Annotated in this window: 11 protein-coding genes; 3 read left to right on the top strand and 8 right to left on the bottom strand. The window is 61.6% G+C overall.

Annotated features, from left to right (window positions below; genetic code table 11):
* Nucleotides 1–243 precede the first annotated feature (243 nt).
* From VC35_RS15730 to VC35_RS15740, 3 genes are all read left to right on the top strand, one after another.
* Nucleotides 244–1,275 carry an NADP-dependent oxidoreductase gene (locus VC35_RS15730; RefSeq protein WP_046041323.1) on the top strand — a complete coding sequence of 344 codons (1,032 nt, stop codon included), beginning with the start codon at nt 244–246 and terminating at the stop codon, nt 1,273–1,275.
* A gap of 79 nt (nt 1,276–1,354) precedes the next feature.
* Nucleotides 1,355–1,957 (top strand): recombination mediator RecR, encoded by a 603-nt coding sequence (gene recR, locus VC35_RS15735; RefSeq protein WP_046041325.1) that lies wholly within the window; start codon nt 1,355–1,357, stop codon nt 1,955–1,957.
* A 190-nt stretch (nt 1,958–2,147) separates the two neighbouring features.
* Nucleotides 2,148–3,296, top strand: a complete 1,149-nt coding sequence (locus tag VC35_RS15740) for an acyl-CoA dehydrogenase family protein (protein ID WP_046041327.1) — start codon at nt 2,148–2,150, stop codon at nt 3,294–3,296.
* Nucleotides 3,297–3,426: 130 nt separating this feature from the next.
* Here VC35_RS15740 and VC35_RS15745 read toward each other — a convergent pair whose 3' ends face one another.
* The 8 genes from VC35_RS15745 to ccoG form a co-directional block, all read right to left on the bottom strand.
* A complete protein-coding gene (locus VC35_RS15745; protein ID WP_008050206.1) occupies nt 3,427–3,975 on the bottom strand; it encodes an adenine phosphoribosyltransferase in 549 nt (182 codons plus the stop codon).
* Between the two features lie 77 nt (nt 3,976–4,052).
* The gene (gene fnr / locus VC35_RS15750; protein WP_046041331.1) at nt 4,053–4,787 is read right to left on the bottom strand and encodes a fumarate/nitrate reduction transcriptional regulator Fnr; all 735 of its coding nucleotides are present in this window, start codon (nt 4,785–4,787) and stop codon (nt 4,053–4,055) included.
* A 93-nt stretch (nt 4,788–4,880) separates the two neighbouring features.
* Nucleotides 4,881–6,263, bottom strand: coding sequence for an oxygen-independent coproporphyrinogen III oxidase (hemN, locus tag VC35_RS15755; protein WP_046041427.1), 1,383 nt, complete (start codon nt 6,261–6,263; stop codon nt 4,881–4,883).
* 266 nt (nt 6,264–6,529) lie between these two features.
* Nucleotides 6,530–7,213 (bottom strand): sulfite exporter TauE/SafE family protein, encoded by a 684-nt coding sequence (locus tag VC35_RS15760; protein ID WP_046041333.1) that lies wholly within the window; start codon nt 7,211–7,213, stop codon nt 6,530–6,532.
* On the bottom strand, nt 7,206–7,424 hold the full coding sequence (gene ccoS, locus VC35_RS15765; RefSeq protein WP_046041335.1) for a cbb3-type cytochrome oxidase assembly protein CcoS: 219 nt from the start codon (nt 7,422–7,424) through the stop codon (nt 7,206–7,208). The genes VC35_RS15760 and ccoS overlap by 8 nt, the downstream gene beginning before the upstream one ends.
* 22 nt (nt 7,425–7,446) lie before the next feature.
* The gene (locus tag VC35_RS15770) at nt 7,447–9,897 is read right to left on the bottom strand and encodes a heavy metal translocating P-type ATPase (RefSeq protein ID WP_046041337.1); all 2,451 of its coding nucleotides are present in this window, start codon (nt 9,895–9,897) and stop codon (nt 7,447–7,449) included.
* Between the two features lie 181 nt (nt 9,898–10,078).
* A complete protein-coding gene (locus VC35_RS15775) occupies nt 10,079–10,618 on the bottom strand; it encodes a FixH family protein (RefSeq protein WP_046041339.1) in 540 nt (179 codons plus the stop codon).
* Between the two features lie 11 nt (nt 10,619–10,629).
* Nucleotides 10,630–12,045: a cytochrome c oxidase accessory protein CcoG gene (gene ccoG / locus VC35_RS15780; protein ID WP_046041341.1), complete on the bottom strand. Its 1,416-nt coding sequence runs from the start codon at nt 12,043–12,045 to the stop codon at nt 10,630–10,632.
* Nucleotides 12,046–12,205: the final 160 nt, after the last annotated feature.

Raw genomic sequence — 12,205 nt, forward strand, 5'->3', positions numbered from 1 at the left:
CTTAACTGATCGGCATTAGGCATAGCGCCTGGCATTTTTGTTTCTGGCCATTGGGTAGGTAGTGACAGGTATGCCACCATCGCGAGCAGGCTCGCTCTCACAGGGGATTGCATTCCAAATGTGGGAGCGGGCTTGCTCGCGAAGAATTCACCCCGGTCCAACTGAGTAAACATCGAACGCCATACCGCCACAAAGGTCTGCTCCCTCTATCACTGAATCTCATCGATCACAGGAGACGCTGCCATGTCCGACACCATGACCCTCAATCAACGCATTGTCCTGGCTTCTCGCCCGGTGGGCGCGCCAACGCCGGAAAACTTCCGCATGGAGCGGGTGGCGCTGCCGGACTTGGCCGACGGTGAGGTGCTGCTCAAGACCGTTTTCCTGTCGCTGGACCCCTACATGCGCGGACGCATGAGTGACGCACCTTCCTACGCCGCTCCGGTGGAAATCGGCGAAGTCATGACCGGGGGCGCTGTCAGCCGGGTCGAGCGTTCCCTCAATCCGAAGTTTCAGGAAGGTGACCTGGTGGTCGGTGCCACCGGTTGGCAAAGCCACAGCATCAATGACGGTCGCAGCATCATTCCGATTCCTGGGCTGCCAAACCCTTCGATGGCTCTCGGGGTGCTGGGGATGCCGGGCATGACCGCGTACATGGGCCTGATGGACATCGGCCAGCCGAAGGCCGGCGAAACCCTGGTGGTTGCAGCTGCGTCCGGGGCGGTGGGCTCGGTGGTTGGCCAGGTGGCGAAGATCAAGGGGTTGCGCGTGGTTGGCGTGGCAGGTGGTGCGAACAAGTGCCGCTATGTCGTCGAAGAGCTGGGCTTCGATGCCTGCATCGACCACAGGAGCCCGGACTTTGCCGATGAACTGGCCAAGGCCTGTGGCAAGGGAATCGACATCTACTACGAAAACGTCGGCGGCAAGGTATTCGACGCGGTGGTGCCGTTGCTCAACCCCAAGGCGCGGATTCCACTCTGCGGCCTGATTGCCTCCTATAACGCCCATGAGGCGCCGAGCGGCCCGGATCGCCTGCCACTGTTGCAGCGCACCCTGTTGACCAAGCGGGTGCGCATCCAGGGCTTCATCGTGTTCGATGACTATGGTGATCGCCAGTCGGAATTCCTCAGCACCATGGCGCCCTGGGTACGCGATGGCAAGGTGAAGTTCCGCGAAGACGTGGTCGATGGCCTGGAACAGGCGCCCGATGCGTTTATCGGCATGCTGGAAGGGCGCAACTTCGGCAAACTGGTGGTTCGGGTTTCCCGGGACTGAGTAATTGACGCTGCAATTTGACGCTCAACCGAGGCGCGGGTATAAACCGCGTCTCGTTGTTTTGTCGGACTTTTCCACCATGAGCTTCAGCCCTTTGATTCGCCAACTGATCGACGCCCTGCGAATTTTGCCAGGCGTGGGTCAGAAAACCGCCCAGCGCATGGCGTTGCAATTGCTCGAGCGTGACCGCAGCGGCGGCTCGCGACTGGCGCTGGCCCTGAGCCAGGCCATGGAAGGGGTTGGTCACTGCCGCTTGTGCCGTACGCTGACGGAAGATGATCTGTGCCCGCAATGCGCCGATACCCGTCGCGACGACACCTTGCTCTGCGTGGTGGAAGGTCCGATGGACGTCTATGCAGTGGAGCAGACCGGTTTTCGCGGGCGCTATTTCGTGCTCAAGGGGCATCTGTCACCGCTCGACGGCCTGGGGCCGGAAGCCATCGGCATTCCGCAATTGATGGCGCGGATCGAGGAGGCCGGCACGTTCGCCGAAGTCATCCTGGCCACCAACCCGACCGTGGAAGGTGAAGCCACGGCGCACTACATCGCCCAATTGCTCAGCAGCAAAGGCCTGATCGCCTCGCGCATCGCCCATGGCGTACCGCTGGGTGGCGAGCTGGAGCTGGTGGATGGCGGGACACTGGCGCATTCGTTTGCCGGGCGTAAGCCGATCACTCTGTAATTTGTGTTGTTTGGGCTGACGCCATCGCGAGCAAGCTCGCTCCCACATTGGTTTTGTGTACGCCGCAATACCCTGTGAGAGCGAGCTTGCTCGCGATAAGGGCACCTCGCTCTACCTGACTTACACAATTTTGTTGAAAACCAAGCAAGCGCTCGGTTAACTTCACTGACCTCTTCAGTGGAGCTCGCCGATGTCTGCCTTTCAGGAATACTTCGACCCCAGCCACCAATTGGTCCGTGACAGCGTCAGACGTTTCGTCGAGCGCGAGATACTTCCTGATATCGAGCAGTGGGAAGAAGCCGAAAGCTTTCCTCGTGAGCTCTACCTCAAGGCCGGCGCAGCGGGGATTCTCGGCATCGGTTATCCGGAAGCTTACGGAGGCAGCCATGAAGGGGATCTGTTCGCCAAGGTTGCCGCCAGTGAAGAGTTGATGCGCTGCGGCTCAGGCGGGCTGGTTGCCGGCCTGGGGTCGCTGGATATCGGCTTGCCGCCCATTCTCAAGTGGGCCCGACCCGAAGTGCGGGTTCGTGTGCTGCCCCAGGTGCTGTCGGGAGAGAAGATCAGCGCCCTGGCCATCACCGAGCCTGGCGGCGGCTCCGACGTCGCCAACCTGCAAACCCGTGCCGTGCGCGACGACGATTTCTACCGGATCAGTGGCAGCAAGACCTTTATCACCAGCGGCGTGCGCGCGGATTTCTATACCGTTGCCGTGCGAACGGGCGAGCCAGGTTTCGGTGGCATCAGCCTGCTGCTGATCGAGAAGGGCACGCCCGGTTTCACCGTAGGACAGCAGCTGAAGAAAATGGGCTGGTGGGCGTCAGACACCGCTGAACTGTTCTTCGATGATTGCCGGGTGCCTGTAGGAAACCTGATCGGTGCCGAGAACATGGGCTTTGCCTGCATCATGGGCAATTTCCAGAGCGAACGCCTGGCCCTGGCGTTGATGGCCAACATGACCGCACAACTTGCGCTGGAAGAGAGCCTGAAATGGGCGCGCCAGCGCGAAGCCTTTGGCAAGCCGATCGGCAAGTTTCAGGTGATCAAGCATCGCCTCGCCGAGATGGCGACCGCGCTGGAGGTGTCCCGGGAATTCACATACCGCCAGGCGGCGAAGATGGCGGCGGGGCAGAGCGTGATCAAGGAGATTTCCATGGCCAAGAATTTTGCGACGGATACCGCGGACCGGATCGTCACCGATGCGGTGCAGATACTCGGTGGGCTGGGTTACATGCGCGAGAGTCTGGTGGAGCGGCTGTACCGCGACAACCGGATCCTGTCGATTGGCGGCGGGACGCGGGAAGTGATGAACGAGATCATCAGCAAGCAGATGGGGCTTTGAGTTCGGTGGTGTAGCGGCTGACGCTTTCGCGAGCAAGCCCGCTCCCACAGTGAATTGCATTCTTCCTGACAGAACGCAGTCAAATGTGGGAGCGGGCTTGCTCGCGAATGGCGTCAGTACAGGCGCCAGATTACTTGTCGCTCAACGCAAACTGCGTCAGGCAGAACGTAGGAATGCCCATGTCTTCCAGACGCTGCGAGCCACCCAGTTCCGGCAGATCGATGATCGCCGCCGCTTCATGCACCCGCGCGCCCATGCGGCGGATCAGGTTGGCGGCGGCAATCAGGGTGCCGCCGGTAGCGATCAGGTCATCGAACATCACCACCGAATCCCCTTCACACAGGCTGTCGGCGTGCACTTCCAGGAACGCTTCGCCGTATTCGGTCGCATAGCCCTCGGCCAGCACTTCAGCCGGCAGTTTGCCTTGCTTGCGGAACAGCACCAGCGGCTTGTTCAACTGATAGGCCAGTACCGAACCGATCAGGAAACCACGGGCGTCCATCGCGCCGATGTGGGTGAAGTCAGCCTCGACGTAACGGTGGGCGAAGCTGTCCATCACCAGGCGCAGGGCCGTGGGTGACTGGAACAGCGGGGTGATGTCGCGAAAGATCACACCCGGTTTCGGGAAGTCGATGACAGGGCGGATGAGGGATTTGATGTCGAAGGAGTCGAAGACCATCGTGGTGTCCTGGCAGGGCTGCAAACGACAAAGTATAACGGCGGCTGAACCGTTTCGCTCAGCCGCAACGTTTTGTTTCAGCCTTCCAGCGAGCCACCGGCCAGGGCGCACAGCTGGATCGGGTCGATAATCCGGATTTCCTTGCCTTCTGCCGCAATCAGTTCGTTTTGCTGGAAGCGGGTAAAGACCCGGGACACGGTTTCCACCGCCAGGCCCAGGTAGTTGCCGATTTCGTTACGCGACATGCTCAGGCGGAACTGATTGGCGGAAAAACCCCGGGCACGGAAACGTGCCGAGAGGTTGACCAGGAAGGTGGCAATGCGTTCGTCGGCGGTCTTTTTCGACAACAGCAGCATCATCTGCTGGTCGTCACGGATTTCGCGACTCATCACGCGCATCAGCTGGCGGCGCAACTGCGGCAATTGCAGGGCCAGTTCGTCGAGGCGTTCGAAAGGAATCTCACACACCGAGGTGGTTTCCAGGGCTTGTGCCGACACCGGGTGCTTTTCGGTGTCCATGCCCGACAGGCCAACCAGTTCGCTGGGCAGGTGGAAACCAGTGAGCTGTTCCTCACCGGTGTCGCTCAGGCTGAAGGTCTTGAGGGCGCCAGAACGGACTGCGTAGACAGAATCGAAGGTATCGCCCTGGCGGAACAGAAATTCGCCTTTTTTCAGCGGCCGGCCGCGTTTGACGATTTCGTCCAGCGCATCCATGTCTTCCAGATTCAACGAAAGTGGCAGGCAAAGAGGGGCCAGGCTGCAATCCTTGCAATGGGCTTGATTATGAGCGCGCAGTTTTACTGGCTCGGACATTTCTTCAATCCTTGTGGGAATTCACACATAAGACGTAAGGGTAACTCACCCGAGGACATTGAGGCCAGCCTGTGGCGCTTTTGTCGCAGCGCTCTAGATTACCCGTGAAAAACGCTGGCGACTGTGTTGTTCCAGGTACGCGTCGAACACCATACACACCGAGCGGGCCAACAGTCGTCCGGCGGGCAGGATGGTGATCCTGTCGCGTTCGAGTTCGATCAGCCCGTCTTTGGCCATGCCTTGCAGCTGGGGCCAGAGATCACCGAAATAGCCCTGGAAATCGATGTTGAAGGCCCGTTCGATATCGGAAAACTCCAGGCTGAAATTGCAGATCAATTGCTGGATGACCGCGCGCCGCAGCCGGTCGTCGGCGTTGCACAGCAGGCCACGGCTCGTGGCGAGCTGCATGGATGCAAGGACGTTCTGGTACTCGGTCAGGTCGCTGCTGTTCTGGCAGTACAGGTCGCCGATCTGGCTGATCGCCGACACGCCAAGGCCGATCAGATCGCAATGACCGTGGGTGGTGTAGCCCTGGAAGTTGCGTTGCAGGGTCGACTCTTCCTGGGCAATCGCCAGCTCATCGTCGGGCAGGGCGAAGTGGTCCATGCCAATGTAGCGGTAGCCGGCGCTGATCAGTTGCTCAATGGTGCGCTGCAGCATTTCCAGTTTCTGTGCAGGTGTCGGCAGTTCATTGCTGTTGATGCGCCGCTGGGGCATGAAGCGTTCCGGCAAGTGGGCGTAGTTGAACACCGATAACCTGTCCGGTTGCAGGTTGATGACCTCTTCGACGGTGCGGGCGAAATTCTCCGGCGTCTGTCTTGGCAGGCCGTAGATCAGGTCGATGTTGATCGAGCGAAACTGCAAGGTGCGGGCGGCGTCGATCACCGCGCGGGTTTCTTCCAGGCTTTGCAGGCGATTGACTGCACGCTGAACCGCCGGATCGAGGTCTTGCAGGCCGATGCTCACCCGATTGAAGCCCAGTTCCCGCAGCAGGCCCATGGTCGACCAGTCGGCCTCGCGCGGGTCGATCTCGATGCCGTAGTCGCCGGAGTCGTCGTCCAGCAAATTGAAGTGTTTGCGCAGATGCGTCATCAACTGGCGCAGTTCGTCGTGGCTGAGAAAGGTAGGTGTGCCGCCACCGAAGTGCAGTTGCTCGACTTTCTGCGTGGGGTCGAGGTGGCAAGCGATCAACTGGATTTCCTGTTCCAGGCGCTGCAAATAAGGCTGCGCCCGCCCGCGATCCTTGGTGATGACCTTGTTGCAGGCGCAGTAATAGCAAATGTTCGCGCAGAACGGCACGTGCACGTACAGCGACAACGGGCGTTGGGCCTTGCGGCTGTCGCGCAGGGCATGAAACAGGTCGAAAGTGCCGACCTGGCTGTTGAATTGCACGGCGGTCGGGTACGAGGTGTAGCGTGGTCCCGCCAGGTCATAACGGCGGATCAGGTCGGTGTCCCAACGAATGGCGTCGAGCATCATGCGGGCATTCCCCCGGATAGGCTGGCAGTGTCAGCCACTTTATGCGAGGGCGGGGAGGGGCATCTTGATTTGCATCAAGGGGGAGTGTGAAGTGCATTTTGTGGCGAGGGGGCTTGTCGGAATGCCGCACCACCCCGTTCGGCGGCGTAGCCGTCGTATACCCAACAACTTTTTCTCACTGACTCACTGCATTATCTGATTTGGGGCCGCTGCGCAGCCCAACGGGGTGGTGCGGCATTCCGACAAGCCCCCTCGCCACAATGTCAGTGTCCCATCAACCAATGCTGATGCGGCCCCGGCAAGGTCCAGATGCCGAACAGCATCACGAGCAATCCACCCGCCATCCGCACGCTGCGTTTGCGCAACAGTGCGGTGATGCGCTCGGCGGCAAGGCCTGTCGCCAGCAGCACCGGCCAGGTGCCGAGCCCGAACGCGAGCATCAACAATGCGCTGTCCAGCGCGTTGCCCTGGCTGGCCGACCATAGCAAGGTGCTGTAAACCAGACCGCACGGCAGCCAGCCCCAGAGCGCGCCCAACAGCAGCGCACGGGGAACGCTCGACACCGGCAACAACCGGTTGGCGACTGGCTGGATATGCCGCCACAGGCCGCGACCGAGGCTTTCGATACGGGTCAGGCCGCTCCACCAGCCGGCCAGGTACAGGCCCATGGCAATCAGCAGCAAGCCGGCAAGGATGCGCAGGAACATCGCCGCCGGGCTGCTGGCCACGGCCCATCCGGCCAGGCCGATCAGCAGTCCGGCGCAGGCATAGCTCAGGATCCGGCCCAGGTTGTAGGCCAGCAACAAGCGAAAGCGGCGACTGCGTTGTTCCTTGGGAATCGCCAGGGTCAGCGCGCCCATCAAGCCGCCGCACATGCCCAGGCAATGGCCGCCGCCGAGCAAGCCGAGGATCACCGCAGACACCAGCAGTGGCGCAAGGTCAAGCATGGGGCGGGGCCTTGTCTTGCGGCTTGGTCGGTTGGCCGCTGGCCTCATCGACGGCGGCGGTGTGGTTCGGGTCCTGGTCGTCGAACAGGATGCTATGGGCCGGGCCGTCGAGGTCGTCGTACTGACCGCTGTCCACCGCCCAGAAAAAGATATAGACGGCGATGGCCACGATCAGCAGCGCAGCGGGAATCATCACGTAAAGAGCTGGCATCTGGACTCCATGCCCGCGCGGCTCAGGCCGGCAGCGGGCGGGTTTCTGGCGAAGTGCTGGCGGCGGGCGCGCTCGGCATGCGAGTCAGGCGCAGCGCGTTCAACACCACGGTCAACGAACTGATCGACATGCCCACCGCCGCCCAGACCGGCGTGATCCAGCCGAGGGCGGCGAAGGGCAACATGAGGCCATTGTACAACCCGGCCCACAGAAGGTTCTCGATAATGACCCGGCGGGTGCGCCGCGCCAGGCTGAAGGCTTGCACCAGCGCGTCGAGGCGGTTGGAAAGCAGCACGGCATCGGCACTGGTTTTCGCAAGGTCGGTGGCCGAGCCCATGGCGACGCTGATATCCGCAGCCGCCAGCACTGGCACGTCATTTACCCCGTCCCCCAGCATCAACACCTTGCGACCTTCTTTGTGCAGTTGCTGCAGGACCTGCAGCTTATCGTCCGGACGCAAACCGCCACGGGCTTCATCGATACCCAGTTCCGCCGCCACGCTGGCGACCATTGGCGAGCTGTCGCCGGACAACAGCAGCGTGCGCCAGCCTCGCGCCTTGCACGTGGCCAACAGCGCGGGCGCGTCGGCCCGCAAGCGATCGTCGAGGACAAGCCAGGCCAGCGGTCCCTGGTTGTCGCCAAGCAGCAGCCATTGGCCGGCTTCCTCAGGCATCGACGGCACCATGGCGCCGCTGAGTTCGCAGACGAAATTCGGTTGGCCGATGCGCAGGCGGCGCCCGTCAACCAGCCCCTCCAGGCCAAGGCCCGGTGTGCTGTGGACTTCTTCGGCAGCCATCGGTGCACGACCGAAAGCGCGGGCGATCGGATGTTCGGAGCGGTTTTCCAGGGCTGCGGCGAGGCCCAGGCATTGATCGCTGTCGAGTGCGCCGAGGGGGCGGATCGAACGCAGCGCCAGGCGACCTTCGGTGAGGGTGCCGGTCTTGTCGAAAATCACTGTGTCGATCTGGTTCAGGCCTTCCAGCACATGGCCACGCGTCAACAGCAGGCCCAGTTTGTGCAATGTGCCGGTGGCGGCGGTGAGGGCGGTCGGTGTGGCCAGCGACAACGCGCAAGGGCAAGTCGCTACCAGCATCGCCAACACAATCCAGAATGCTCGCGATGAGTCCAGTTCCCACCACAGCAGGCCAATGACCGCAGCCGCAATCAACGACAACAGCAGGAACCATTGCGCGGCGCGGTCGGCGATTTCCGCCAGGCGCGGTTTTTCGGCCTGGGCACGATCGAGCAGGCGAACGATGGCCGAGAGGCGAGTGTCCTGGCCCAGGGCCTGAACCTCGACGGTCAGTGCGCCTTCGACGTTCATTGTGCCGGCGGTGACCGCGTCGCCGAGGGTGCGGGGTTGTGGCAGGTATTCACCGGTCAGCAGGGACTCGTCGACACTCGACTGGCCGTCGAGGATCTTGCCGTCAGCCGGGAGAATGGCGCCCGGATGAACCAGCACCTGATCGCCGACACGCAGTTCACTGAGCAGAATGCGTTCGCTCTGGCCGTCGGCTGTCAATCGCAGGCACGAGGCGGGCAACAGATTCACCAGCTGCGCGGTGGCGGCGGCGGTGCGCTCCCGGGCGCGACGTTCCAGATAACGCCCGGCGAGCAGGAACAGGGCAAACATGCCAACGGCATCGAAATACAGTTCTCCGACCCCGGTGATCGACGTCCAGATCCCGGCGATGTAAGCGCTACCGATGGCCAGCGACACCGAAACGTCCATGGTCAGGTGGCGGGTGCGCAGATCGCGCATGGCGCCTTTGAAGAACGGCGCGCAGCTGTAGAACACAATCGGAGTGGTGAGGAACAGCGCGACCCAGCGCAGGATGGTGTGCAGTTCGGGGCTGAGGTCGATGTTGAATTCAGGCCAGGTGGCCATGGTTGCCATCATCGCCTGGAACCACAGCAAACCGGCCACGCCGAGCTGGCGCAGGGCCAGGCGGTTTTCGCTGGCCAGTTGTTCGCTGGCCCGGTCGGCCTGATACGGGTGTGCGGCGTAACCGATGTGACGCAGCTCGCTGAGGACCTGGCTCAGCGGCAATTGCCCATCGGCCCAGCGTACGTGCAGGCGATGGTTGGACAGGTTCAGGCGCGCTTCGGCCACGGCCGGCAAGGTGCGCAGGTGTTTTTCGATCAGCCAGCCGCAGGCGGCGCAGCTGATGCCTTCCATCAATAGTGTGGTTTCGGCGAGTTCGCCGTCGTGGCGAACGAAGGGTTGCTGCACATCGGCACGGTCGTACAGCGCCAGTTCATCCACCAGTTGCACCGGCAGCGCTTCGGGGTTGGCCGAGGCTTCGCTACGGTGCTGGTAATAGCATTCCAGGCCACCGGCGACAATGGCCTCGGCCACGGCCTGGCACCCCGGGCAGCAGAACTCGCGGGGTTGCCCCAGGACTGCAGCGGTGAAGCGGCTGCCGGCGGGGACGGGCAGGGCGCAGTGGTAGCAGGGGAGTGGGGTGGTCATTTCTGTAGCCATGAAAGCCTTTGTGGCGAGGGAGCTTGTCGGATCGCCGCATCGTCCCGCTCGGCTGCGAAGCAGTCGTAGTGCTGCGGACTCGCTGTACCTGAAGGAACTGAGTTGCAGATTTTAGGGGTGCTGCGCACCCCAGCGGGAGCAAGCTCCCTCGCCACATTCGATGGCATTTTTATTTCTTCAGGTCTTCGGCACCTTGCAGCGGTTCGTCACCCAGCAGCAGGTCTTTGTCATGGCTGACCATTTCTTCTTCGAACATGCGCCAGATGTGCTCGTCCTGAGTGCCGAGCAACTCGACAAAACGCCGGCCTTCGACCTTGTCGCTCAACTGGCCGATGTAGCGGCCCTGTTCGGTTTCGCTGCGGGTCAGGGTGATCTTGCGATCCTTTTCCGGTTGGGTCGGCGAGATCAGGTTCAGCTCCAGGGTCCCGGGCTGGCTGTCGCCGCTCAGGCGCAGGTCAACCTCGCCGGTCATGCCATCGAGATGAACGCTGGCGCGCATTTTCAGGGTCTGGGCCAGCAGCTCACGGTCGAGGGAGCGGTTGATGCCTTTGCCGGCCTCGTAGTAGTTGTCGTTGACCAGGTTGTCCGGGTTCTTCACCGCGATGGTCACCATGGACAAGGTCAGGGTCACCGAGCAGGCCAGGATCCCGATGATGATCCACGGCCAGAGGTGCTTGTACCAGGGACTAGCGGCAGTTGCTGCGGGCATGTTCAGTTCTCTCAACGAATTTGTGGGCCGATGAACCGGCTCTTGGCTTCAATGTGGACGCTGTCGTCATCGGCGTCCTTGAGGATGAATTTCACCTCGTTGGTGCTCGACGGCAGTTTTTCCGGTGCGACGGACAGCTCGGCAGGCTGGCTGATGATCTCGCCGGCCGCGACCTTGATCTCGCGTCGACCCTGCAATTTGAGATCCGGCAGGCCGGAGGCTTCGAGCAGGTAGGTATGGTCGCGCTGGTCCTTGTTCATGATTTTCAGGCTGTAGACGTTTTCGATCCGGCCTTCGGCGTTCTCGCGGTACAGCACGCGGTCCTTGCTGACATCGAAGCCCACCAGTGCACGCATGAAGAACGCCGTCGCCAGCAGGCTGATCATCGCCAGCAGCACCACGGCATAGCCAATCAGGCGCGGACGCAGTTTATGGGTTATCTGCCCGGACAGGTTGTGCTCGGTGGTGTAGCTGATCAGCCCGCGCGGGTAATCCATTTTGTCCATGATGGCGTCGCAGGCATCGATACAGGCGGCGCAACCGATGCATTCGATTTGCAGGCCGTCGCGGATGTCGATACCGGTCGGGCAGACCTGGACGCACATGGTGCAGTCGATGCAGTCGCCCAGGCCCTGAGCCTTGTAGTCGATGCCTTTTTTGCGCGGGCCACGGCCTTCGCCACGGCGCGGGTCGTAGGAAACGATCAGGGTGTCCTTGTCGAACATCACACTCTGGAAGCGCGCGTACGGGCACATGTAGATGCACACCTGTTCACGCAACCAGCCGGCGTTGCCATAAGTGGCGAGGGTGAAGAAACCGACCCAGAAGTACGACCAGCCATCCGCCTGGCCGGTGAAGAAGTCGAACACCAGTTCGCGGATCGGCGAGAAGTAGCCGACGAAGGTCATGCCGGTGACGAAGCCGATCAGCAGCCACAGGCTGTGTTTGCTGAACTTGCGCAGGAGCTTGTTGGCGCTCATCGGCGCCTTGTCGAGCTTGATGCGTTGGTTGCGGTCACCTTCAGTGACTTTTTCGCACCACATGAAGATCCAGGTCCAGACGCTTTGCGGGCAGGTATAGCCGCACCAGACCCGTCCGGCGTACACGGTGATGAAGAACAGGCCGAAGGCGGCAATGATCAACATGCCGGACAGCAGAATGAAGTCCTGGGGCCAGAAGGTGGCGCCGAAAATGAAGAACTTGCGCTCCGGCACGTTCCACCACACGGCTTGATGACCGCCCCAGTTCAGCCACACCGTGCCGAAATACAGCAGGAACAACACGGCACCGCCAGTCATCCGCAGGTTGCGAAACAGGCCGGTGAAGGCGCGGGTGTAGATTTTTTCCCTGGAGGCGTAGAGGTCGACGCTGTTGTTCGCGTTCTTGGTGGGTGGAGTGACGTCGTGTACCGGAATCTGGTTGCTCATCATTGCATCCCACGGCAGTGGAAAAATGCCTCGGTCAGTACGTGCCGACCGCGGTCAAAAAGGGGTGTTGCAGTGGCGCAATGATACGCCTGTCGCTCTAGCCTGCGGGTGCGACCTTTGGTCGCGTTGGGAGAAATCCGCGGATGGTGTAGCGAATGTA

It is taken from the genome of Pseudomonas fluorescens, from assembly GCF_000967965.1.
Lineage (GTDB): Bacteria > Pseudomonadota > Gammaproteobacteria > Pseudomonadales > Pseudomonadaceae > Aquipseudomonas > Aquipseudomonas grandcourensis.